Genomic DNA, 23922 nt, shown 5'->3' on the forward strand with positions numbered 1-23922 from the left:
GCGAAGGGGCCAACGAGGGGACGGGTCCCGCCGTGGGGGAGGGATTCATGGCGCGGGCACGACTGTCCATGGCCGAACTGATCCAGCGGCGCCGGAGGACGGGATTCATCGGACGTCGCGATGAACTCGGCGCGTTCCGGGCCAACTTCGACTTTCCACCGGACGACGAGCGGCACCGCTTCCTGTTCCATGTCCACGGGAACGCGGGCGTGGGCAAGACGTTCCTCGTCCGGGAGCTGGAGCAGGCGGCGCGGGAGCGGGGCGCGCTGACGGCGTACGTCGACGAGTCGGTGAGCAGTGTCCCCGAGGTGCTGGCGGCGATCGGCGAGCAGTTCGCCCGGCAGGGGCGGCCGCTGAAGCAGCTGGACCGGCTGCTCGCGACGTACCGGCAGCGTCGGCACGAAGCGGAATCCGCGTCGGTGTCCGTGTCGGCATCGCTCGCCGATCCGGCGGAGGGCGGCGGAATGCGGGGGCTCGCGGGTCCCTCGCCTTCCGGGCCCTTGTCCTCGGGGTCCGGGCATCCGGGCGCCGGACCATCCTCGTACGTACAACCCTCGTACGGACAACCCTCGTACGGACAACCCTCGTACGGACAACCGTCGGCAGGGCAACAATTGGCCGCGCAGCCGTCGGCCGGGAGCACCGCCCTGGCCACCGCCGGTGTGATCGGTCTCGGCATGATCCCCGTCGTCGGGGCGTTCGCCGGTGCGCTCGACACCCAGCGGCTCGCGGCGGGCGGCGACAGGCTGCGGGCCACGCTGAGCGCGCGGTTCCGCAACCAGGAGGACGTACAGCTGGTCCTGGCGCCGGACCGGGTGCTCACCCCCGTACTCGTCACCGAGCTGGCCGAGGCCGCGCGCGACGTCCCCTGGATCGTCCTCTTCTTCGACACGTACGAGCGGACCGGGCCCTTCCTCGACGCCTGGTTGCGCGATCTGATGACCACGGAGCGGTACGGAGCGCTGCCCGCCCAGGCCGTGGTGACCCTCGCCGGGCAGCGGCCGTTCGACACGGCGCGCTGGGGCGGCTTCGCGGACTTCATGGCCGACATACGGCTGGAGCCGTTCACGGAACCGGAGGCGCGGCAGCTGCTCGCGGCGAAGGACGTCACGGACGAATCCGTCGTGGAGGAGGTGCTGCGGCTCTCCGGCGGGCTGCCCGTCCTCGTCTCCACCCTCGCCGAGAACCAGCCGACCGACCCCGACGACGTCGGCGATCCCAGCGCCACCGCCGTCGAACGCTTCCTCAAGTGGGAGCAGGACCCGCTGCGGCGGGCCACGGCCCTCGCCTGCGCCCTGCCGCGCCGGCTGGACGAGGACGTGTTCCGGGCCGTCGTATCCGCTGTCGTACCGGCCGTGGTCCCGCAGGACGCGGCGGATCCCGCGGCGGCGGGTTCGGACGCTCCGGCGCAATCGGCGCGCGCCGGGGGCCTGTACGACTGGCTGTGCGCTCTGCCCTTCGCCACCCGGAAGGACGCCGGGGTCCGCTATCACGATGTGGTGCGTGACCCGATGCTGCGCCTCCAGCGCACCCGTTCGCCGCGCGGCTGGAGCGAGCGGCACGCGGCGCTGGCGCGGTGCTTCGCGGACTGGCGCGCGGAGGTGGAGGCCGACCTGCGCGCCGACGAGACGTGGGCGAGCGCGGACTGGCGCGCGCTGCGGTTCGAGGAGACGTACCACGCGCTGTGCGCCGGTCCGCGCGCCGCGCTCGCGGGGGCGCTGCGGGACGTCGCCGAGGGCTGCCAGGAGAGCCCGGCGGCGGCCCGGCGGGCGGCACTGGTGCTGGCCGAGGCGGGCGAGGACACCGACGAGGGGGAGTTGAGGGACTGGGGCCGACGGCTGGGGGCCGCGCTCGGTGACGACGACGGAGGCGTACGCACCGCCCTGGGGCTGCTCCTGGACCGGACCGGACTGGACACGGTGGGGCGTGCGCTGGCGCACGAAGTGCGCGGGCGGCAGTTGCGCAACCTGGGCGAGTACGAGCGGGCGCTCGCCGAGTACGGCCGCTCCCTCGCGCTCGATCCGGACCGGTACCGGGCGTACTTCGGGCGTGGCATCGCGTACCGGATGAGCGGCGACCTCACGGCCGCGCTCGCCGACCTGAGCCGCGCCGACGAACTCGCCCCGGACACGCCGTGGGTCCTGCGCGAGTACGGGGACGCGCTGCGGCACAGCGGCCGGCTGGAGGAGTCCGCCGCCGCCCTGGACCGGGCGGTCGCGCTCGACCCGGCGGTGGCGCGTTTCCTGGCGAGCCGGGGTGTCGTCCGGCACCGACTGGGGCGGTACGAGGAGGCGCTCGCCGATTTCGACCGGGCCCTGGAACTGGACGGGGAGTATCTGTGGGCGCTGGTCCGCAGGTCCGAGCTGCTACGGGCGACGGGCGAGGCGGACCGGTCGTTCGCCGATCTGGACCGGGCCGCGGAGATCGGGCCCGACAGCGCCTGGATCGCCTCCGTGCGGGGCGACGCCTACCGTCTCGCCGAGCGGTACGAGGACGCGGACCGCGAACTCACCCGCGCCCTGGCGCTCAAGCCCGACCACGCCTCGGCCCTCGCCGGCCGCGGGGTGGCCCGCCACGAACTGGGGCGGCACACCGAGGCGCTGGCCGATCTCGACCGTGCCATCGCGCTGGTGCCCGACTACGCCTGGGCGATGGTGCACCGCGCCTCGGTGCGGCGGGCGGCGGGCGACGGGCCCGGGGCGATGGCCGATCTGGACCGGGCCGTGGAACTGCTGCCCGACAGCGCGTGGGTCAGGCGCGAACGGGGCGCCGCCCGGCTGCTCGCGGGGCGGCACGAGGACGCGATCGCCGACTTCACCGCCGTGCTGGACGGGACGCCCGACGACGCCTGGGCCCTCGCCCAGCGCGGCATGGCCGCGCACGGACCGCACCGCTTCCGGGACGCGCTCGCGGACCTGGACCGGGCCGTCGAGCTTGATCCGCGGTACGCCTGGGCGCATTACTGGCGAGCCCTGACGGAGCTTGCCATGGGCCGCCTCGACCGCGCGCACGCCGACCTCGACCGGTGCCTCGTCCACGGCGGGGACGTGGACCACGCCCGCCGTACGGTCGCGGAGGTGCGCCTGTTCCAGGGCCGCCCCGAAGAGGCCCTGCGGTCGCTGGACGCGCTGCCGTCCACCGAGGGCGACGATCTCGTGATGCGGTGCCACGCGCTGCGCCGTACGGGACGCTGGGACGCGGCGCGTGCGGCGGCCGACCGGCTGAGCGCCGCCGATCCGCTGAAGGGCGCCCAGGCGCGGGCGATGACGGTGACCCTGACGGAGGGCGCCGACGCGGGGTGGCCGGTGTGGCGGCGGCTGGAGCGCGGATGGGCACAGGACACGGAGCTGCCGGACGAGGAACGTACGTACCGGACCGTGGTGAGCACCGCCGCCCTGGCCGACTGGTCCCGGCTGGACGACGTGCTCGACGCCGTGCTGATGACGGAGTACCGCTGGGACGAGATCGCGGAACTGGTCTGCTATCTGGAGGAGTTGCTGTCGGCGCCGGGAGTCGACACGGCCCGCCTGCGCCCGAGGATCGCGCGCCTGGTGGCGGCGCGGGACGAGATCGCCGCGCACTGGGCGTAGGGGCGTACTTCTCCCGCCGGCGTACTTCTCCCGGCGTACGCGGGGTGACGGCGCGCCCGCGAGTGACGGCGTACGCGGGTGGGGCACCCGCGAGCGACGGCGGGCGGGCACGGCTGCGTACGTGGGTGGCTGCGTACGCGGGCGACGGCGGGCGGGCACGACTGCGTACGCGAGCGACGGCAAAGCGGGCGTGGCTGCGTACGCGGGTGGTGGTGCAGGGCGGGACGGGCGCCCGGCGCGCCCCCTGCGCGCCGGGACTCCGTCCGGCTCCGCGCCGCCATGCCCGTAGCGCGCCGTGAACCATGCGCGCGCCCTGTGCGTAGTGCGCCGGGACTCCGTCCGGCTCCGCGCCGCCACATCCGCGGTGCGCCATGAGCGATGCGCCCGGCGTGCGCTCAAATCCGATCTGCCGGGCGACGGCCGCCCATACCGACCCCCCTGCCGACCTCATCCCGGCCCCGCGATGCTTAGGGCTGCCTAAGTGCGCTCCCAACCCCCTGTTCCCGTTCGATTACAGTGCTGCGCAGCTGCGAATTCGCCGCGATTCAGCTGCGAGGCTCCTGGGGAGGAAGGGACGCGTGAGCACACCGTCGGGGACCGTCTGGGGCCGTAGCGAGCAGCAGGATTTCCGCAGCAGGGTGCGGGGCTGTCTGCTCGGTGGTGCCGTCGGCGACGCGCTCGGCGCGGGGGTCTCCACGCTCACGCTCGACGACATCCGGGCCGCGCACGGTGCGGGCGGCGTCAGCGACTACGTACCCGCGTACGGCCGCCGGGGCGCCGTCACCGCGTCAACCCAGCTGACCCTGTTCACCGTTGACGGGCTGATCCGTGCCCAGGTCCGCCGGGACACCGGCGCCTGGCATCCGCCCACCGACGTGCACCGCGCCCATCTGCGCTGGGCGACGACCCAGCGCGACTGGGGGCCCGACCTGCGCCGCAAGGACAACGGCTGGCTCGCCCAGGAGGAGTGGCTGTACGTCCGGCGCGACCCGACCATCTCCTCGCTCACCGGCTTCGGCGACGCGACCATGGGCACGCTCGACCGGCCCAAGAACCCCACCGCGCGCGACGCGGGCGCCCTCGTACGGTCCGCGCCGTTCGGGCTGCTCGTCGGGTGGGAGCCGCAGCTGGTCTGCCAGCTCGCGGTCGAGTGCGCCACCCAGACGCACGGCCACCCGACGGCGTATCTCTCGGCGGGCGCGTTCGCGGTGATCGTGCATGCGCTGGCGCGCGGCGAGCCCCTGGACGCCGGCGTGCAGCGCGCCCTCGCGCTGCTCGCCCCGCGTCCCGGGCATCAGCCCGTGACGGACGCCCTCCAACAGGCGCTCGGTGCCGTACGGCAGGGGATTCCCGGCCCGGACCGAATCGCCGCCCTGGGCGACGGCCGCGCGGCGGAGGACGCGCTCGCCGTCGCCGTCTACTGCGCGCTGGTCGCCGAGGACATCCGCCAGGGCCTGAGCCTCGCCGTCAACCACGACGGCCCGTCAGGGGCCACGGGAACGCTCTGCGGGGCACTGCTCGGCGCGCTGTACGGCGAGACGGCGCTGCCGCCCGCCTGGCTGGCCGAACTGGAAGGCCGGCCCACCCTGTTGGAGATCGCCGACGACTTCGCGATGGAGATGACCCAGGGCCCGGCCCTGCACAGCCCGGCGGTCACCACATCGGGCTGGCTGGACCGCTATCCGCGTGGCTGACCCATGCGTACGGCTGGGTACGGCGTACTGCCGCGCGGTCCGGGGGCTCGGTCCGGGCCGTGCGGTACGAGGCGTCCCGGGTCGGCCTCCGACCCGAGCCGGCCCCCGACCCGAGCCGGACGGCGATCCCGCGACCCCGACACCGACCCCGACCGCTACCCCGAGCCCTACCCCGACACCGGTCCCGACCCGGACCCCGTGTCCTCCCGGTCGCCCGGCAGCCTTCCGTCGCCGCCCGGCTGCGCCTGCGCGGGCACCTTCAGGGACGCCGCCGTCAGTCCGGAACCGTCCCCGTCGCCCTCCCCGTTGATACGGGCCAGCAGCACATCGCGCCCCGGGCCGTCCTCCGGCTTCAGGAAGCCGATCACGATGTACAGCACCAGTGACACCGCGAGCGGGACCGAGACCTGGTACTGGAGTGGCACCCCACCGTCGATGTTCCAGTTGACCGGGTAGTTGACCAGCCAGAAGGCCAGCAGCCCCAGCGCCCAACTGGTGAGCGCGGCGGTCGGGCCCGACCTGCGGAACGGCTTGAGCAGACCGAGCATGAACGGGATCGCGATCGGTCCCATCAGACCCGCCACCCACTTGATGACGACCGTGATGATGTCCTTGAACGTCGGCGAGTTGACCTGCGTGGCGATCGCCATCGACAGCGCCAGGAAGGAGATCGTCGACAGCCGCGCCGCCAGCAGCCCGGCCCGCTCGGACCAGCCGCGTGCCGCCTTGGACAGCGTGGGCGCGATGTCCCGGGTGAAGACCGCCGCGATGGCGTTGGCGTCGGAGGAGCACATCGCCATGGTGTGCGAGAAGAAGCCGACGATGACCAGCCCCAGCAGCCCGTGCGGCAGCAGCTGCTCGGTCATCAGGGCGTACGAGTCGGAGGCGTCTGGCTTCTGCGCCTTGACCAGCAGCGGCGCGCACCACATCGGGAAGAACAGGACCAGCGGCCAGACGAGCCAGAGGACGGCCGACAGCCGGGCCGAGCGGGTGGCCTCGCGGGCGTTGGCGGTCGCCATGTAACGCTGGGCCTGGTTCCACATGCCGCCGTTGTACTCGAACATCTTGATGAAGAGGAAGGCCAGCAGGAACGTCACCGTGTACGGGCCGGCCGTCGCGTCGGCGTGACCGCTGGGGAGCTTGTCCCAGACCGTCCACAGCGCGCTGAAGCCGCCGAGCTTGGCCATGACGGCGACGAGCATCGCGATCCCGGCGAAGAGCTGGATGATGAACTGCCCCAGTTCCGTGAGGGCATCGGCCCACAGGCCGCCGACCGTGCAGTAAATACCCGTGATGACACCGGTGATGAGGATTCCCTGGTTGAGGGAGATGCCGGTGAAGACGGAGAGCAGGGTGGCGATGGCGGCCCATTTGGCGCCCACGTCCACGATCTTGAGCAGCAGGCCCGACCAGGCGAGGGCCTGCTGCGTCCTCAAGTCGTAGCGGTTCTTGAGGTATTCGAGCGGGGACGCGACGTGTAACCGCGAGCGCAGCCGGTTGAGCCGGGGCGCGAAGAGCTTGGAGCCGATCCCGATCCCGATGGCGATCGGGAGGGACCAGGTCACGAACGAGGTGACACCGTAGGTATAGGCGATGCCCGCGTACCCCGTGAACATCACCGCGCTGTAGCCGGACATGTGGTGCGAGATGCCCGATAGCCACCAGGGCATCTTGCCGCCGGCGGTGAAGAAGTCGCTGACATTGTCCACGCGCTTGTGCGACCAGAGGCCGATCCCGACCATCACACCGAAGTACGCGATGAGCACGATCCAGTCGAGGCTGTTCATGTGCCCCCTCCAGGGGTCCGCCTTGTGAACGTCGAAGTGCTCCGTCAGGCTCTTCGTCGGTACGTCCGGGTAGCGGTACCCCGTACGGGAGCGGGGACTTCGGGGATTGAACCGCCTGGCGTCGAGGTGGGTCAAGAGGGTCACTGGTCATGGGTGTGAACTCAGGTCAGAAAGCAGAACCATTTTGCCCGCTCTTGACCTGCCGGAGCGTTGTCGTGCGCGTAACGGCGGCCACACGATGAGTCAGCGCTTCGTCAAGCTCCGGTCGTGGCCGCGGCCGGGTCGTACGGCAATGGCCGCGCGGGATGCGGGTCCCGGGCGGTGGAAAGGTGGGTGGGCCCGTGTTCCGGTTGTCCCGGGTTCCGGTTGTCCCGGGTTCCGTTGTCCCGGGTTCTGTTGTCCTGGGTTCCGGGTTCCGGTTGTTCCGGCACGGGTGAGCCCCCTCGGCCAGGGCGGCGAACCGGTCGAGAGGGCTCTGTGCGTGGTGCGGGTGCAGGGCGTCGGCCGACCTCAGCCGAGGTCGAAGGCGCCCTTGTTCATTTCCTGCACGAAGGCATTCCATGAGGTGGGAATGAAGGAGATCGAAGGACCTTCGGGCGCCTTCGAGTCCCGAACGGCAATGGACTGGACGACGGGGGACTTGACCTCTACGCATGCGCCGTTTCCGCCGGAGTACGAGGACTTGGTCCACGAGTCCGTAGCGCCCTGAAGAATTGCCATGTTCGCTCCGGTTCAGCAAGTGAGGGATAAAATCACGCCAACTCTTTTGTTGGCATGATCGACGCTACTAGCCTCACTCGATGGGCGGGACGGGCGTTCACTCATTCGGATGAGATATTCCGTGAGGTCCTTCTCTGTTCAGGTGCTCGGGGTGCATAATGCCTCCCCGCTCCAGGGCTGAACAGAGTTATTCCTGACATTTCAGGCCAATGGAGGTGGAACCGCGGAAGAGGGTTCGGCTCCCGCGGCGGTGTCGCGGTGACGTCGCGGTGATGTCTGCTCGGTGTCCAGAATTGGCCTGGCGTGCGGCGATTATCGCACCAGTTCACCATTCACTCCATCGGGTAAAGCCTGTCGCTCGTCATGTACCTGACGAATATTCGGGTATGAACGGAACGCAGGACGACGCTGGTCTGCCGGCCCGACGTGAGCGCCGGCGTTGTATTCGATGCTAGATATTTCTCGGCGGAATGGATTGGTTTTCGTCGGTGCCGGGCCGGATGGCTGGATAGCCGGACGGCCGGCTCGCGATTGCCGCTGCCGTCATGGGTGTCTGCTTCCTCATGGCGAGATCGGACGGTGTGACAGGCGCCGCCAATGCCATGCCTCCGAGTGACTTGTCCATGGAGGCGTTATGGCCACACCGGTTGAATCGAATTGCTCGCTCGTCGTTTTCTTCGCGCACCCGCTCGCCCCCGGTATGAAAACCAACGTGATTATTTACTGGCCCCTCCCCGGGTGTGCGTGGAGCGCGGAATACAGCTCCGTCGTCTGCCCCGGAGGGGCGGAGCGCACGTATCCCCTGACTCAGGTCGGCGACACCTACTGGGCGGGTGATTTCGAGGTCGGCCCGGACGCGCCGCTCGGTATGAGCATGCTGACCGTCACGAAGTACGTCGGTCCCAGCACCGTGATCGAGGAGGTGCCGATCACGATCAGGGAGCCCCTCACCGGCGAACCCGGCCCCGAGGGCCCTCAGGGCGACCCCGGCGAGCAGGGCCCGCAGGGGCCGCCGGGGGCACAGGGCCCGCAGGGTGCGGAAGGTCCGCCCGGTCCGCGAGGCCTTCAGGGCACACAGGGCCTCCAGGGCCAGGAGGGGGCGCCAGGCCCGGAGGGCGCGGAAGGCCCGCAGGGAGAACCGGGCGAGGGCGGCGTGGACGGCCTTCCGGGCAAGGACGGCAGGAACGGCCAGGACGGCCGGGACGGCAGAGACGGCCAGGACGGACTGCCCGGCCGGCCGGGCCCACCGGGTCCGCCCGGCGCACGGGGGCCGCAGGGTCCGAGAGGTGAGAAGGGGGACAAGGGAGAACCGGGGGATCCGCCGGACTACGACACGCTCAAGGCGATCGTCTGCGAAATCCTCAAGGGGCTCATGGCGCCTTGTGGTTAGACCGCCCACCCATCGCCGGCCGGCCTCATTGCCGGTCGGCCTCAGTTCATGGCTGGTCCACACGGGTCGCCCACCGGGTCGTGCGACAACGCGACCCGATGGGCGTCCTCGGTCAGGACGCGAGTCTCAACGGGCGTATTCCTTGGCGATGTCCGAGATGTACTGGCGCGTCTGATCGGCGTTCAGGGCCTGCGCGCGCAGGTGTTCGTACATCACGCTGTAGCGCTGCACGTCGTTGGACTTCTCCAGATAGAGGTCGCTCGTCACGCCCTCGATGTAGACGACGCTGGAGTCCGCGGCATCCGGGAACTCCAGAATCGCGTAATGCCCGGTGATCCCGGGATGCGCGCCCATGTCGAAGGGCAGCACCTGCACGGTCACATGCGGGAGCTGGGACTGTTCCACGAGGTGCTCCAACTGCTCCCGCATCAACTGCCGGTCGCCGACGACCCTGCGCAGCGCCGCCTCGTCCACCACGGCCCACAGCCGGAGCGGGTCCTCGGGGGCGGTGATGCGGTCCTGGCGGCGCATCCGTACCCCGACCCGCTTCTCGACGTCGAGCACGGGGGATTCGGGCAGCGCGCCGTTGATCAGTGCCTCGGCGTACGGCTTCGTCTGGAGCAGGCCGGGGACGACCTGAGGCTCGTACACACGCAGTGAGGCCGCGTCCGTCTCCAGCCCGATGTAGACGCTGTACGGGATGTCGCCGAAGGCGTGCCACCAGCCCTGCTGACGGGAGTCCTTGGCCATTTGCATCAGCGAGTCGACGATGCGCTGATCCTCGACTTCGTACACCCCGCAGAGGTCGCGGACGTCGCGCTGGCTGATGGAACGGCGGCCGTTCTCCAAGCGGCTGATCTTCGACTGCGAGACCAGCAGCCGTTCAGCCACCTCCTCCGCCGTCATGCCTTTGAGTTCGCGAAGCCGGCGCAACTCCTGGCCCAATCTGCGTCGCCTGACGGTGGGGTTGACGTTGGACGCCACGGAAACTGCACCTCCGGCTGCGTAGCTGTACGTATCTACTGCTCAGCAGACTGCCACCAAAAGTCCCGGCTGCGCTGGGAAATGGCGACAGAAGCGAATGCGCTGGTACGTAAGCCCCTTCGCGGCCCCGCCGCGCGCCGGTGCACGCGCCGTACGCCGGATTGAGCGCCAGGCCGGGCGCCGGGGTGTGCCCCGGGGCGTTCGGGTGTCCGGGGGCCCGGGGACGGCGTGGGGTGGCTCTGGGCCCCTGGCGGCCTTCCGGGCGTCTTCCCGGTACGGATCCGGGACCGCGGGACGCCGGGCGGGCCGGGCGCCCACGCGGCGCGCGGGGCAGCCGATGAAGCCCTGGCTGCCCCGCGCGTCTTTGTGCGGCTCCCGAACCGGCTCTGGGGACGTCGGTGCGGCGGATCTGTGTGGTGGTGCTGGTGGTACCGGCCGTGCTGGTGGTACGGGTCCTGCCGGTCGTGCGAGTCCCTCGGGTGGTGCGTAAGCCCCGGGCCGGGTGAGTGCTGCGGCCCGCACACGTCCCTCGGACCGCACGAGCCAAGTCATTCGGACCGTGCGGGTCCTTCAGGTCCTTCAGGCTGATCAGGCCGTTCAGTGCGCCGCGACACGCGCCATGCCGCCGCGCTGCGGCTGCATGGGCACGCCCGGCGCCCTGCCACCGCCCGCGGGAGCGCCGGGGGCGCTCTGGGCGGCGTTACGACGCGGTTGTGCGCCCACACCGTTCTGGACGTCCATGACGGCGTGCGCCACGAGACCGCCCATCGGGTCGTGCCTGATCAGGTCCCGGAGCCGGGAGCGTGACGAACGCCCCTCGTTACCGGGGTAGAGGTGCTTGCCGAGTCCGACCGCATGGGCCAGTGCGGCGAGCGCCGCGGTCCGCGGGTCCGGCGGTACGCCGGTGCGGATCGCACTGTCCAGCCGGGACCTGATTTCCCGGCTGATCGCCGACTCCGTCGCCTGGTAGCGCGTTGTCGGCAGCACCCCGCACATCTGGCCCTCGACGGCATGAACCATGCCGCATCGCTCCAGATGCGAGAGATACGTCTGGCGCAGCCCCAGTCGGGGCCCGCCGATCCAGTGGACGGCCCGAACCGGGCTGCCGCGTCTGCGCAACAGCTCCAGTGCGGAGTCCAGAGTCGGATCTCCGGTCGGCCGTGGCATCACCACGGCGATACGATCCCCGTCAGGGGCTATCCGTCCTGCCAGAGCCAGCTCCACTAGCTGTGCTCCGGCCAGGCCGAGGTCGAGCGACTGCGGCTGCGCTGTGGTACCCGTGGTCGGGTCCAGAGCGAGCAGCAGAAGCTCCTCCGGAATTGTTCTGCGGCTCCTGCCCATCCATGCCTCCCCGCGTGGATGAATGACAGGGTGACCCCTCTCACATTGGTCTGTCGAGAGCGCCTGGGTGCTTTGTGCGGGAACCGTTATGTATGTCGTTCTCGTCTAGTAGCTCGGTCAAGGTCCCAGAGCAGGACACTGATAGATGGTTCGGACAGTGCGGTACGGCGGTACGTCGGATGAGACATGAAGGAGACACGGTGGCGGGCGAGTCCCCCGACAAGTCGGAGCAGCAGAAGTCGTCGGGGGAGACGGCTCCCGGCGAAAGGGACCCGCGGCTCGCGGTGTTCCGTGAATCGGCGGCCGAGGAGGCAGTGCCGGAATCCGGTTCGGAATCCGGTTCTCAGTCCGGTTCCGGGTCTGGTTCTGAGTCTGGTTCGGAGTCCCGCTCGGCGGTGGCGACGAAGGTCGCAACTGCAAATCGCACCGATGGTGCGGAGGGCTCGCGGAAGGGCTCCGGGGAAGATTCGGGAGAGGACTCCGAGGGCTCCGAGGAGGCCGGGGATTCAGCGAACGCCGCGAAGCCTGACGCGAAGCCCGAGAAGTCCGCGGGGTCGGGCGACGGGTCGATAGCGCCGGGTGCGGAGAGTTCGGAGAGCGAGAGCGCGCCGAAGGGCGACTCCGGCTCGGATTCCAGGTCGGAAGCAGACGCGGACACGGACGCAGAGTCAGATTCGGATTCCGACTTGCGCTCGGATTCTGACTCGGATTCCGGCTCGGGCCCGGATTCCGACTCCGACTCCGGCTCCGTGTCGACATCCGACACGGAGCCCGGCGGGAAGCGCGAGGGCGAAGACGCCCCGGCAGCCGAGAAGTTGGGGAAGTCCGAGGAGGAAGACAAGGCGGGGAAGGCCGGCACGACCCCTTCCTGGGCCAGGTCCGGCGACGGCGACGCCGCGGATACTGCTAAGGGTGCCAAGGGCGCTGCCTCGGACGAGGACAAGGCCGAGAACAAGGACAAGACCGAGGACAAGGACAAGGACAAGGACAAGGACAAGGCCGAGAACAAGACGGACGGCGCCAAGGACATCGCCAAGAGCGATGATGACGATGACGCGGAGCCGCGCGTCGATCGAGCGACCGCCGTCTTCAAGGCCTTGCCCCGGCCCGCCGTCGATTCGCCCACCACCGCGCTCAAGATGCCCCGACCGTCCGAGGGTGAGAAGAGCGCGAAGAGCGAGACGCCCGAGAAGGGTGTGAAGGCCGGGGCGGACGAGAAGCCCGGGTCCGACGCGAAGGCCAAGACGGACGAGGCTCCGGCCGAGCGCACCAGTACGTTCGTACCGCTGCGCAGGGACGACGTACCGTCCACGGCCTCCAAGCCGACGTCTCCCAGGACGATGTCCCTCAAGACGGCGTCTCCCCAGCCCGAAGCGTCCCCGTCCACCCCGCAGCCCCCGGCCGCCGCCACCCCCGCCGCCGCCGCCGAGACCTCCGCGATCCCCGAGGCCGAGCGGACCCGGCAGCAGCCGATGCCGCCCCGGCCGCCGCTGGACCTTCTCGCCGAGCTGACGAACAAGCCGGCCCCGCCGGAGACCCCGGTCCGCACAGCCGTCCGGCGCGTCAAGATCTGGACGCCGCTCGCCCTGCTCCTGCTGGTCATCTTCGCGATCGCCCAGGCCGTACGCCCATTGCCCGACCCGACGCTCGCGGCCACCGCCGAGACCGAGTTCACCTTCGAAGGCGCCAAGCCCTCACTGCCCTGGCCCGATGAGGGGCAAGGGGCGATGTCGGTGGCCGGGCTGGGGGCTGTGGACGCCTTCGGTGAGGAGAAGCCGGTCCCGATCGCCAGCGTGACCAAGTCGATGACGGCGTACATCATCATGCGGGACCACCCGATGAAGCCGGGACAGGACGGCGCGGAGATCCCCGTCGACGCCACGGCCGAAAAAGAGGGTGGCTACAACGAATCCGGCAACGAGTCGACGCTGGACACGATCAAGGCGGGGGACAAGCTCTCCCAGAAGGACGCCCTCAGCGCGCTCATGATCCCGTCCGCGAACAACGTGGCGAGGCTGCTCGCGCGCTGGGACGCCGGTTCGCAGGAAGCGTTCGTCAAGAAGATGAACAGCACGGCCAAGCAGCTCGGGATGACCAACACCAAGTACACCGACCCGTCGGGGCTGGACGCGACGACGGTCTCCACCGCGGCGGACCAGGTGAAGCTGGGCCTGGAACTGGTGAAGCTCCCGGCGCTGATGGACATCACCAAGCTGCCGTCGTGGACCGACCCGTCGGGTAAGGCCTGGCGCAACTGGAACACCCTGGTTCCGTACGACGGAGCGCTCGGTATCAAGACCGGCACCACCACCAAGGCCGGTGGCAACCTCCTCTTCGCCGCGAAGAAGGACGTCGGTGGTACGGAGGAGCAGTACCTCGTGGGGGCCATCCTCGGCCAGTACTCGGGCTCGATCATCGACACGGTCAACGCGGAGAGCAAGAAGGTGATGCTCGCGACGCAGGACATCCTCGTGTCGCGAACCGTCGTGAAGAAGGGTGACGTCGTCGGTTACGTCGATGACGGTCTGGGTGGTCAGACTCCCGTAGTCGCCACCAAGGACCTGACGGCGGCCGGCTGGCCAAGCCTGAAGATCTCCGTCAAGATCGCGGACGGTGGCAAGACGATCCCGCACACGGGCTCCACGGGCGATGTCGTCGGAGAGCTGACCGTCGGGTCCGGACCGGGCGAGGTCTCCGCCCCGGTCGCCCTCCAGAAGGACCTGGCCGAGCCCGGCTTCGGCGCGAAGCTGACCCGCGTCGGCTGACCGCTGGGCCGGACCGTCCGACACCGCGGCCGGGGAGGGCACCGAACAATGGTGCCCTCCCCGGCCGCGGTCGCGTGCTAGCGTCCCGAAACGGACATCTGACGAGCCCGCCCAACCGCTCGGCGGGCGTCCGGAGCAACTGCGGGACGCGGGGACGGCGTCCTAGGACATGTCGGGGGAGTCGGCACACCGGGCAGACGGACGGTGAGACGGAAGACGTGGAGAGCCGTAGTGACCACCGCTGAGCCGACACGCGCGGACGAGAACACCGCGGTCCCCGCGAAGGGCCTCACCGGGACGAGGGGCCCCACCGGGCCGCGAATAGACCTGCCTGGGCAGCGGCGTGGGGAGGGGCCCGAGGCCGGTCCCGGCTCCCCGTCGCGCTTCCGGAGCTGGGTGGGGAGTCACCCCGTCCTGTTCACCACCGTCGTCGCCGCCGTGGCGCATGTCGTCTGGTTCGTCCTCTTCGCGAACAGCGGCGGGGACATCGCGGCGCAGGACGCCTGGGCCGAGTTCGTCGGGCGGCATCCCGACTCCGCGTACAACCTCGCCTGGTACGGGGGCATGCACCCCGTCTCGTACAGCGTCGTCTCGCCGTATCTGATGTCCGTCCTCGGTGTCCGTACGACGATGATGCTCGTCGGGACCGCGTCCGCCGCCCTGACCGCGCTGATCCTGGTCCGGGTCCGGACCGTCCGTAACCCGGTGGCGTGTTCGCTCGCCGGGGTGTTCGCGTTCCTGTGCAACGCGTTGTCGGGGCGCGTGACGTTCGGCCTCGGCATGATGTTCGCGCTCGGTGCCGTCGCCGCGGTGTTCTGCTGGCCGTACCGGTGGCGTACGAAACGGTGGGCCAAGGCCGTCGCCGCGGCGCCGCTCGCCGCGCTCGCGACCGCCGCGAGTCCCGTGGCCGGTCTCTTCCTCGGGGTGGTCGCCGCCGCGCTCTTCCTCAACAAGCGGCGCCCCGGAGCGTACGCGCTCGGTCTGGCGCCCGCCGCCGTCGTGGCGCTCTCCTCCTGGCTGTTCCCCTTCTCCGGCACGCAGCCGCTGTCGGTGGGCGGGGCCTCGCTGCCTTTCCTGTACGCGCTGTTCGTGTTCGTCCTCGTGCCCAAGGGCTGGCGTACGGTCCGGGTCGCCGCGGCGGTCTACGGCGTCGGGGTGCTGCTGACGTACGTGATCGATTCGCAGATCGGGTCCAACGTCTCCCGGTTCGCCATGGTCATCGCGGGTGTGGTGCTGCTCGCCGCCCTGCCGTACACCGCACCGCGCACCCGCCGCTGGTACGCCCTCGTGGTCGCCTTCGCCGGGCTCAACTTCTGGATCGGTTTCAAGGGCGTGGACGACATGGTGCGTACGGCGCCGACCGCGTCCTGGACCCGTGAACTGGCGCCGCTGGTGCACCAGTTGCAGCGGGCGGGCGCGGAGAAGGGACGGGTCGAGGTGGTCCCGGCCAGCAGCCATCGCGAGGCGTCCGCTCTTGCTCCGTACGTCAATCTCGCCCGCGGCTGGAACCGGCAGGCGGACATGGAACGCAACCCGCTCTTCTACGACGACACACTGACGTCCGAGAGTTACCGGGGCTGGCTGGACCGCTGGGCCGTCCACTACGTCGTACTCCCCAAGGGCGAGCCGGACAAGGGCGCCGGGCTGGAGACCGAACTCGTCCAGAAGGGCCAGCCCTATCTGAAGCGCCTCTGGAGCGACGCCAACTGGCAGCTCTTCGCCGTAAAGGACCCGAGGCCGCTGGCCGAACCGCCGGCGACCGTGGACCGGGCGGGCGCGGGCGAGCTGACGATCCATGTGAAGACGGCCGGGCGGGTGCTGATCCGGATCCCGTACTCACCGTGGCTCGGGCTGGTGGACGAGGAGGGCAAGAGCGTACTGCCGCCGCAGGAGACGGTGGAGTCCCGGGCCGACGGGGACGGCCCCAAGGTCTTCACGAACCCCAACGGCTGCCTGCTGAAGGCCGAGGAGAACGCGGAGGGCGACGAGTGGACGGAACTGCTGGCGCCGCGCCCCGGTGTGTACCGGCTGGCCGCGCCGTACCAGCTGCCGCGTGGGACGGGGTGCCCGGAGGAGCTGCGTTAGGCGCCGACGCTGCTCGCTCTTGCTGGCGCCGGCACAGTGGCAGGCGCCGAGCCGGTGACGCTTCCGAGGCCGTTCCGCGAGCGCCCTTTTCCGGCCGGGACGGACGAATCGAACTGACCATAAGTCAAGGTCAGGCGCTTATGAGGGCACGTGATGAAGCGGTCGCATACCAATCGAGTACTTCTGCTGCCGGGTGATGGCGTGATCCCCCATAGTGAGGCGGCATGAGGTGCGAACGGTGCGGTGATGACCGGCGTGATCGGCGGCCGGGCATGGACTGTCCTGGGTGCGACGCCGCCGCTGGACAGACCTGGGTCCGCCCCAGGGACCGTTCCGGCCCGGCCTCCGACCAGGGCGACGGCGGTTTACGGCCACGGAAGCGGTGGGTGGCCACAGCGGCGCTGCTCGCGCTCGGCTGCGTGGGAGCGACCGTGGCCATGGTCGCCGCGTCCGGCGACGGAGGTGCCGGCGTCGCGGCCGAGTCCCGCCCTGTGCCGAGCGGGGTCGGGGTCGGACCGCCGCAGCTGCCGGGCTTCGGCGGGGGAGGCTCACCGAGCGGGAACGGCGGCGCGAGTAACGGCGCGAGCGACGGCCCGAGTGCTTCGACGGGCCCCTCGGGCAAGACCCCCGGAACATCGCCGGAACCGGACCCGGGCCGGACGCCGGGCGGCGGCAGGGACGGGGACCTGGACCCCGGCCCCGGATTCTCGGCGTGGGCGGGCCCCGGCTGTGCGACCGGCCGCTACACCGAGAAGGGCCGTGTCGAGAACGGTGACGCCGCCTGGTACACCGTCACATCCGGCGGCCACAAGGACGATTCGTGCGACGGCCGGTTCTCCGCCGTCCCGATGTCGGGCATCCCGGACAAGGACACGGGCTCCACCGCGACCTGGACCTGGAAGCTCGGCAAGAGGTATACGAGGTGCGCCCTCGCCATCCACGTACCGGACAGCGACCGGAACCGCGACGTGGCCGGCAACCCGTCCGTCTACCGCGTGCTGGCGGACCCGAAGGACGGCGACACCGCGTACGCGACCTTCGGCGTACGGCAGACCGTGCATCGCGGCAGCCTGGTGAAGGTGGGCAGCTACCAGGTGAAAGGCACGTCGTTCTCGGTGCGGATGTTCGACCGGGGTCAGGACTGGGGGAGCGAGGACCTGGTGGGGGCGCATCATGCGGCGGCGCAGATGAAGGTGGATTGCAGGTGAGGTGAGAGGGAAGGGGTTCCCGGGCGTCCCGGACTCGTTGCGCGGGGCTGGGCCCCTGGGAAACCCTTCCCTCAGGGGTCAGTTCGGGCTGCAGGAGACGGTTGGCCAGGTCCAGTTGCCGTTGTGCTGGATGGTGACGCCGAAGTTGTTGCCGTTGCCGTTGGGTCGGGCGGTGAGTGTCTGGGGGCTGGGGTAGCCGGCGGTGATGTTCCAGGTGGAGAGGACCTTTGCCGGGGACGGTACGTTCATGGTCACGGTCCAGTTGTCGGAGCCGGAGACCGAGACGTTGAGGTTGTAGCGGTCGCTCCACTGCTGGCCGGCGGAGAGGGCCGCGGCGCAACTGCCGCCCGGCCCTCCGCCTCCGCCGCCGTCGGGGGCCACGGCGCGGCCGGTCTGCGGGGAGATCATGCCGGCGCACAGGCCGCGGGCGGCCAGCCCCTGCGCGATGCGCGGGATCGCGGCGAGCGTGTTGGCGGGCCAGTCGTGCATGAGAATGATCTGACCGTTGGTGAGCCGGGCGTTGGCCTGGACGATCGCGTCGACGCTCGCGTTGTTCCAGTCCTGCGAGTCGACGTCCCAGATGATCTCGGTCAGGCCGTATTTGCTCGCGACCGATTTCACCGTCGAGTTGGTCTCGCCGTACGGCGGACGGAACAGCTTCGGCGTGCCGCCGCCCGCGTTGGCGATGGCCTGCTGGGTCCGGGAGATCTCCGAGTCGATCGTCGACTGGCTCTGCTGGGTCAGGTGCGGGTGGGTGTAGCTGTGGTTGGCGACCCACATGCCCGCGTCGATCTGGGCCCGGACCTGGGACGGGGAGGCGGCGGCGTACTGCCCCTGGTTGAACATCGTGGCCCGCAGTCCGTTCTGCTTGAGCGCGTTGAGCAGGCTCGATGTGTTGCCGGACGGACCGTCGTCGAAGGTGAGCCCGACGTACCCGTTGCAGGCGGCGGCCCGTGCCGGGGTGGTGGCCCGCGCCGGGGCGGCGGCGCTGAGAGTGAGGGCGCTCGCCGCGGTCATTACGGTCATCGCGACGACGGCCAGCCTCGTGAGCGGGGAGCGCAGGGGGAGAGGTGCTCTGGCGTGCATGAGAGTGGTCCTCCAGCCTGGGGGATCGAGAGGTCAGGTCGCACTGCAGGAGACCGTTGGCCAGGTCCGGTTGCCGTTGTGCTGGATGGTGGCGCCCCAGGTGTTGCCGTTGCCGTTGGGTTTGGCGGTCAGTACTTGTGCGCTGGGATAGCCGGCGGTGATGTTCCAGGTGGAGAGGACCTTCGCCGGGGAGGGCACGTTCATGGTCACGGTCCAGTTGCTGGAACCGGAGACCGAGACGTTGAGGTTGTAGCGGTCGCTCCACTGCTCTCCGGCGGACAGGGCCGCGGCGCAACCGCTGTTCCCACCGCCTCCGCCACCACCCGAACCGGCCCCGTTCACCGTGATGCTGGAGTTCCCGCTGCTCTGGTATCCCTCGGTCGCCAGGATCATGTAGTAGCTGAAACTGCCCAGGGGCATTCCGGCGCGGGCCCATGCGTCGAAGTGGTTGCCGGTGGTGATGGTTCCACCGGTCCTCTTCGACTGCCGGACGCTCCAGTACTGGTCGAAGGTGCGCGTGCCTTCGACGGACGGTGCGTTGTAGCGCGTCGTCTTGTAGATGTCGTACGTACCGCCGTCGCTGGTGACGGTGCCCTTGTACGTACCCGTGGGCCGGTAGGTGCCCCAGTTGTCGACGACGTAGTACTCCACGAGCGGGTTCGAGGTCCACCCGTAGAGCGCCAGGTAGGCGTTGCCGGACGGGTTGAAGGTGCCGGAGTAGGTCACACTCCTGCGTCCGCCGGTGCTCCAGCCCTTGCCGGCCACGAAATTCCCGGTGTTGCTCCACGAGGTTCCGTAACTGCCGCCGGAGCCCAGGTTCATGGAGACCGTGCCGGGCCTGTCGGTCCAGAACGAGTAGTAGTAGCCGTTGTTGGTGCCGGTCTGGTTCGTGGTGATGACCGTGTCGGCGTAGGCGGTGCCGGGCAGCGTCATCGCGGCCAAGGCGACCAGCAGCATGGTGCAGGCGCTGCTGATGAGCAGCCTGAAGCGGCTGAGCGGCCCTGATCGGTTGTGTCTGTGACTCGTCGGGTGGGCGGGTGCGTTGTGCATGTGTGTTTCCTCCTCGTCCTCATGAGGCCGGTGGGGGGCCAGGAAGTGAGACACGGATCCGGGCGGGTGGCGGTGCTGGGCGGGTGGCGGTGCTGGGCGGGTGGTGGTGCCGGGCGGTTGTCGGATCTGGTTCGTTGTCGGTGAGCAGGCGATGAGGGCGACCGCTTCGGCTTCGCGCACGGGCGTCGCGAGGGCGACCCGGATCGACAGTGATTGAGGTCTGTCGACGGCGAACAGTGTTGGTCTGGCCTCGTTGACTGTCAACAGTTTCGGCGAGTGCCGCGAAACATTCTCCTGGGTCGGAGATCCCTCCGGACGATATTAGGCCAGTTCAATGGTCAGGTACGGCTGAGATGAACGGAGTTGATGGATGGAGCCCCATGCGTAAGATCAAAAATGTGAGGCAGTCCATCGAAAGTTTCGGAGCCTCTTCCGGTCGAATGAGCGGTGCGGGGCGTGGTGGAGGATCCGCATGACGTCCCCGGTACGTGATCCGTCCTCGTCCGGTATGGACGCCGCACCCTACCCACGCGCGCTCCCGTCCCTTCCCGCACACTTGGCCTCTCCCAGGGCCGGTTGTGCTCGAGCGTCAACACACAGCTCGACTCGCTTCCACGCAGCTCGCTTTGGCGTCAGGCCGTTCAACTCGGCGCTGCGGTCCGTGCGCTGAGGGAGCGGCCTTCGGCTCAAAGGATGCTGATGCCGACCATCTCCGCGTCAACTAATGGTCATATGATCTGATCGTGGGAATCGCTGACGTCACCCGTGACGCTGTATTGCAAACACTGGCGGAGTATGACGACTGCGGCGGGGAGGTGTTCCTCGTCAAGTACCTGGCTTCCAGATCGAGTGACCCCAGGCAGGGAAGGGCCCCGTCGACTCAGGCTTCGTGACACGTCTGTTGGTCTCCCCTGCGTTCGGCCGTGCCGAGTCGCGCCAATACTGGATGGACACTCTGGACCAGCCCGTGCCGTTCACTGAGCCCAAGTACGCCGAGAGGCTGAGGGACGATCAGCTGGGGCCTCTAAAGGAATTCCACCCGGGCGGGCGGGCCCGCTTCTGGGGTGCCACGTCAAGCCCACGACGGCAGGATGGCGGAAGTCTCCACAGGTGACGTAGTGCTTTTCACCGGGAAGAACCACGTACGTGCCATCGGCGAGATCGGGGCCATCTTCCGGAACAGCTCCTTCGCCGACGCGATGTGGCCGCCGAAGCAAGGTGGCGAGAGCTGGCACACGGTCTACAGCCTGTGCCAGTTCGGGCCGGCGGAGATTCCGTACGTCACGTTGAGCGCTCTCCTCGGCTACAAGTCGAACTTCCAGTACCCAGGGCAGTTGGTGCTGACAGGTGAGCGGGCCCGCGCAGGAATCGACGGTCTTCTCATCACAACCGGGACGGCTCTGGAGGACGCCGGCGCTGTGGCGCCGTCCGGCACAGTCCGCGAGTTGCCGGTGGAGCGACAGCACACCCGCTCCACGACGGTCGAGCGGGCTGCACAACAGGTTCTCTTCAACCGGGACGAATCGGCGTTGGTCAACAAATTCTGCGGAACTCTCACCGACACGACAGCAACACGTTTCGCCAGTGTGGCGGGCATCTGTGACATCTATTTGAACGGTCCAGAGGGAAGCGAAATCATCGAGGCGAAGTCACGCGTCGAGCGTAGTTACGTACGTGAGGCATTGGCTCAACTGCTCGACTACGCGCGATACGCTCCCAGTGCGGTCGGTCGCCTCGCAGCGCTCTTCCCTCAACCGCTCGAGCCCAAGGAACGCCATCTTCTGCACCATTAGGGGATCGACGTCATTCATCGGGTTGCCCCGGGTGCCTTTGAACGAGTCCCCGCTCCCGATCAGGCCCGTGAGCAGATGCGGAACATGTGGGAGTCGCATGAGCCGAGTCACTGACAGCGCCCTGAGCGGAGCGACGCTCAACGAGATGGCGCGTCAGAGTCATGCTGCGCCGGGGACGCGGTTCCAATTACACCCCGCGCACGACATCCCTACACCGGACCGAACGCCAACAGGCAGGCACGAGGGACGAACTGGTCGAGATGACCAGGAGGCCATGAAGAAGCACGGTGATCGAGAAGGTATTTCGGAGCGTTGGACCTGCCGACTGAGGACCGCTTGAACCGGGCGGGCCTTCACCGCGAGAACGGGCGGCTCCTCCGCTGCCTGGAGCTTCCCGACTACCGCCTTGCTCATCACCTTTCGCGCCGGCGGCCTCCGGTCCGCCCACGCGCCAGAAGTCAACGTCCCTGGCGATGGTGCCTGGGCGTGCAGCCATGCGCGGTAGGTAGGCGGCGGCGTGGGTGACCACAGCCCAGCCGAGGCCCTACAGGGGCGAGTCAGGCGGTGACATTGCTGCCGGTACGAGGCCGCCGCCGTCGTATGCTGGCGCGAGGCCCGAGCCCGCCGCCGTTCGCAGGTCGCTTAAGGATCCGTCGGGGATATAGCGGCTGTGCCGGGAACTGTGGTGATCACCGGAGCTCGCGTCTCGGTCCGAGCGCCACCCGCTACCGACTGGGCTCCAGTCTATGTGCCGCAAGCGCAGGAGCCCTCCCGTCCGCCGGACGGGAGGGCTCCTGACCTGGTATTCCTCTGTGCCCCCGGCAGGATTCGAACCTGCGACACCCGCTTTAGGAGTGGGATCGAATCCTTGCCGGAGGGTGCTCGGTTGTGGTGAGTGGTGGTGTTCTGCCTGGTCAGCATGGGGCGGTACGAGCCGTGGTCCTTGCACGAGCGGTTCGTGCTACCCCGTCCGCTCACGCATCGCTCACGCAAGCGTCTGTCAGGTCGACTGGTTGGTATTGGTCCGTGAGCTGCGGTGCCGCGATGGCCTCGGAAGGCGCGTTGGCTCCGACATGACTCAGGTCAGCACTCTCATGGCAAACACGGATCCGTCAGGGCTCATCGAGACGGGTCCCTGCCACTTGCTGTCCCATGTGGCGACAGGCCAGGTGTCTCGTCGGGCGTAGACCTCGCGGCGATACTGTTCCACCCTGCCTCCTTCGAGGTGGCGGAAGAGGTCTTTCGCCACCCCGGAGAACGCTTCGACGCGTGTTCTGTTCAGTCGGAAAACGTGGTCTGTGCCGACGAACTGCATACCGAGGAGTTCCGCACGCGCGTCTTGAACACTCCCTGTGGCGGCGTGTGCGAAGCCGGCGAAGTGGCGGTTGCCCTGCCGCTTGGTCAGATATTGGACGGTCGCCTCGCCGTCTCCGGCGAAGGCGGTCAGCCCGGCAGCTGCTGTGCGTGCCAGGACGTTGCCGAACCACTGGCGGCGCTCCGGCGTGACGTGGAAGCCGGGCTCCTTCTGCGGAGCCCTGTCGCCTTCGGTGAGCGGCTGGATGCCAGGAAAGAAGTTCTCGTCTTCGGTGAAATGGTCAATGTTCCTCCCGGTACTCTCCGCCGAGTGGTTCAGTCGTCCGTCTCTTCCGGCGGCATGCAGAGCGTGGACGGTGAGAGGGCCCTCAGCGGGGAGCTCCGTGCTGATTACCAGGCTCGGAGTTTCGTTCCATGAGCCGATGTGCACTGCCTCCACGTGCGCGGAGGCAGAGGCGAGCTGCTCGTGAGACGTCGCAGCGTTGCTGTGGTTCCCCTTGGACTCGATCGGGAAGACACGCGACGGCTCACCGGGCTTCCAGATCTCGGCGAAGAACCGTGGACGATACCGATAACCAGCTCGGGGGCCCTTGTCCCTGCTGGTCAAGGCCCAGCCTGCGCGCAGGGCTGTGTCGGCCGGGATGATCGACACTATGTGCTGCGGATAGCGGCGGGTCAAGACTTGCTTGGCCAACGCAAGACCCAAGCCGATCCCAAGTTCGTCCGACTGGAGCGCCTTGTAGTAGTCCGCGTTCTCGCGGCCTTCGGCTGAGAGCTTCATGTAGACGTCCGAGCTCCCGGTCAGCGCTTGGCTGTACTTCAGGCTTCCCCAGTGCTCGGCGAGTCCGCGGCCCGCTCCTCGCCTGGCGAGAGCCGCCGCTCGTGCCAGCGTGTGGAGCACATCCCAGGGGGCCAGCTGGAAGGAGCCGATTTCCCTTGTGGGGATGGCCTGGAGCCTCGGCTTGCGGCGTAGCGCGTCGAGTTCTTTCTCCTTCCTCCTCTTGTCCTCATCGGCGCCCGCCGTGTCCACACTGCCGACGAGCGCCATGCTGGAGTGAGTCGCGACGTTCGACGGCTGCGAAAGTTCTGTCAGTACGTCTGCTGCCTTCTTCAAC

General features: G+C 69.1%; 14 protein-coding genes. 7 read left to right on the forward strand and 7 right to left on the reverse strand.

Translation table 11 applies throughout. The features are described from left to right. Positions 1-47: 47 nt before the first annotated feature. Together ACIOJD_RS27250 and ACIOJD_RS27255 are read left to right on the forward strand one after the other, a co-directional pair. Entirely contained in the window at positions 48-3590 is a 3543-nt protein-coding gene (locus ACIOJD_RS27250; protein ID WP_401918315.1) for a tetratricopeptide repeat protein, read from the forward strand. Between the two features lie 578 nt (positions 3591-4168). After that, positions 4169-5284, forward strand: coding sequence for an ADP-ribosylglycohydrolase family protein (locus tag ACIOJD_RS27255; protein ID WP_401918317.1), 1116 nt, complete (start codon positions 4169-4171; stop codon positions 5282-5284). Between the two features lie 167 nt (positions 5285-5451). On the opposite strand, the gene ACIOJD_RS27260 is transcribed toward ACIOJD_RS27255, so the two are convergent. Beyond that, positions 5452-7071, reverse strand: a complete 1620-nt coding sequence (locus ACIOJD_RS27260) for a sodium:solute symporter family protein (protein ID WP_401918319.1) — start codon at positions 7069-7071, stop codon at positions 5452-5454. A gap of 510 nt (positions 7072-7581) precedes the next feature. After that, positions 7582-7791, reverse strand: coding sequence for a DUF397 domain-containing protein (locus ACIOJD_RS27265; RefSeq protein ID WP_401918321.1), 210 nt, complete (start codon positions 7789-7791; stop codon positions 7582-7584). A gap of 634 nt (positions 7792-8425) precedes the next feature. Between ACIOJD_RS27265 and ACIOJD_RS27270 the strand changes: the two genes are divergently transcribed. After that, positions 8426-9181, forward strand: coding sequence for a hypothetical protein (locus ACIOJD_RS27270; RefSeq protein ID WP_401918323.1), 756 nt, complete (start codon positions 8426-8428; stop codon positions 9179-9181). A 126-nt stretch (positions 9182-9307) separates the two neighbouring features. Here the strand turns inward: ACIOJD_RS27270 and ACIOJD_RS27275 are convergent, their stop codons facing one another. After that, complete coding sequence (locus ACIOJD_RS27275; RefSeq protein ID WP_401918325.1) at positions 9308-10165, reverse strand: helix-turn-helix domain-containing protein; 858 nt, start codon at positions 10163-10165, stop codon at positions 9308-9310. Positions 10166-10762: 597 nt separating this feature from the next. Beyond that, a complete protein-coding gene (locus ACIOJD_RS27280) occupies positions 10763-11506 on the reverse strand; it encodes a GPP34 family phosphoprotein (protein ID WP_401884548.1) in 744 nt (247 codons plus the stop codon). Between the two features lie 749 nt (positions 11507-12255). Between ACIOJD_RS27280 and ACIOJD_RS27285 the strand changes: the two genes are divergently transcribed. From ACIOJD_RS27285 to ACIOJD_RS27295, 3 genes are all read left to right on the forward strand, one after another. Beyond that, positions 12256-14271, forward strand: coding sequence for a D-alanyl-D-alanine carboxypeptidase (locus tag ACIOJD_RS27285; protein ID WP_401918326.1), 2016 nt, complete (start codon positions 12256-12258; stop codon positions 14269-14271). Between the two features lie 231 nt (positions 14272-14502). Beyond that, positions 14503-16356 carry an MFS transporter gene (locus ACIOJD_RS27290; protein ID WP_401918328.1) on the forward strand — a complete coding sequence of 618 codons (1854 nt, stop codon included), beginning with the start codon at positions 14503-14505 and terminating at the stop codon, positions 16354-16356. A 386-nt stretch (positions 16357-16742) separates the two neighbouring features. Continuing rightward, positions 16743-17564: an adhesin gene (locus ACIOJD_RS27295; protein ID WP_401918330.1), complete on the forward strand. Its 822-nt coding sequence runs from the start codon at positions 16743-16745 to the stop codon at positions 17562-17564. 78 nt (positions 17565-17642) lie between these two features. Here ACIOJD_RS27295 and ACIOJD_RS27300 read toward each other — a convergent pair whose 3' ends face one another. After that, complete coding sequence (locus ACIOJD_RS27300) at positions 17643-18650, reverse strand: polysaccharide deacetylase family protein (protein WP_401918331.1); 1008 nt, start codon at positions 18648-18650, stop codon at positions 17643-17645. Positions 18651-18683: 33 nt separating this feature from the next. Further along, the gene (locus ACIOJD_RS27305) at positions 18684-19700 is read right to left on the reverse strand and encodes a glycoside hydrolase family 11 protein (protein WP_401918333.1); all 1017 of its coding nucleotides are present in this window, start codon (positions 19698-19700) and stop codon (positions 18684-18686) included. A gap of 1091 nt (positions 19701-20791) precedes the next feature. Between ACIOJD_RS27305 and ACIOJD_RS27310 the strand changes: the two genes are divergently transcribed. Continuing rightward, positions 20792-21493, forward strand: a complete 702-nt coding sequence (locus ACIOJD_RS27310; RefSeq protein WP_401918335.1) for a hypothetical protein — start codon at positions 20792-20794, stop codon at positions 21491-21493. Between the two features lie 1078 nt (positions 21494-22571). Here the strand turns inward: ACIOJD_RS27310 and ACIOJD_RS27315 are convergent. Continuing rightward, positions 22572-23921, reverse strand: a complete 1350-nt coding sequence (locus ACIOJD_RS27315) for a hypothetical protein (protein WP_401918337.1) — start codon at positions 23919-23921, stop codon at positions 22572-22574. Between the last annotated feature and the right edge of the window lies 1 nt (position 23922).

The organism is Streptomyces sp. NPDC088116 (genome assembly GCF_044741745.1).
In the GTDB taxonomy this organism is placed as follows: domain Bacteria; phylum Actinomycetota; class Actinomycetes; order Streptomycetales; family Streptomycetaceae; genus Streptomyces.

Bases quoted from the DNA above. Each gene is read 5' to 3' on its own strand.
- ACIOJD_RS27250 (WP_401918315.1), top strand. From the start codon at position 48: ATGGCGCGGGCACGACTGTCCATGGCCGAACTGATCCAGCGGCGCCGG.
- ACIOJD_RS27260 (WP_401918319.1), bottom strand. From the start codon at position 7,071: ATGAACAGCCTCGACTGGATCGTGCTCATCGCGTACTTCGGTGTGATG.
- ACIOJD_RS27265 (WP_401918321.1), bottom strand. From the start codon at position 7,791: ATGGCAATTCTTCAGGGCGCTACGGACTCGTGGACCAAGTCCTCGTAC.
- ACIOJD_RS27270 (WP_401918323.1), top strand. From the start codon at position 8,426: ATGGCCACACCGGTTGAATCGAATTGCTCGCTCGTCGTTTTCTTCGCG.
- ACIOJD_RS27280 (WP_401884548.1), bottom strand. From the start codon at position 11,506: ATGGGCAGGAGCCGCAGAACAATTCCGGAGGAGCTTCTGCTGCTCGCT.
- ACIOJD_RS27300 (WP_401918331.1), bottom strand. From the start codon at position 18,650: ATGCACGCCAGAGCACCTCTCCCCCTGCGCTCCCCGCTCACGAGGCTG.
- ACIOJD_RS27305 (WP_401918333.1), bottom strand. From the start codon at position 19,700: ATGCACAACGCACCCGCCCACCCGACGAGTCACAGACACAACCGATCA.
- ACIOJD_RS27310 (WP_401918335.1), top strand. From the start codon at position 20,792: ATGGCGGAAGTCTCCACAGGTGACGTAGTGCTTTTCACCGGGAAGAAC.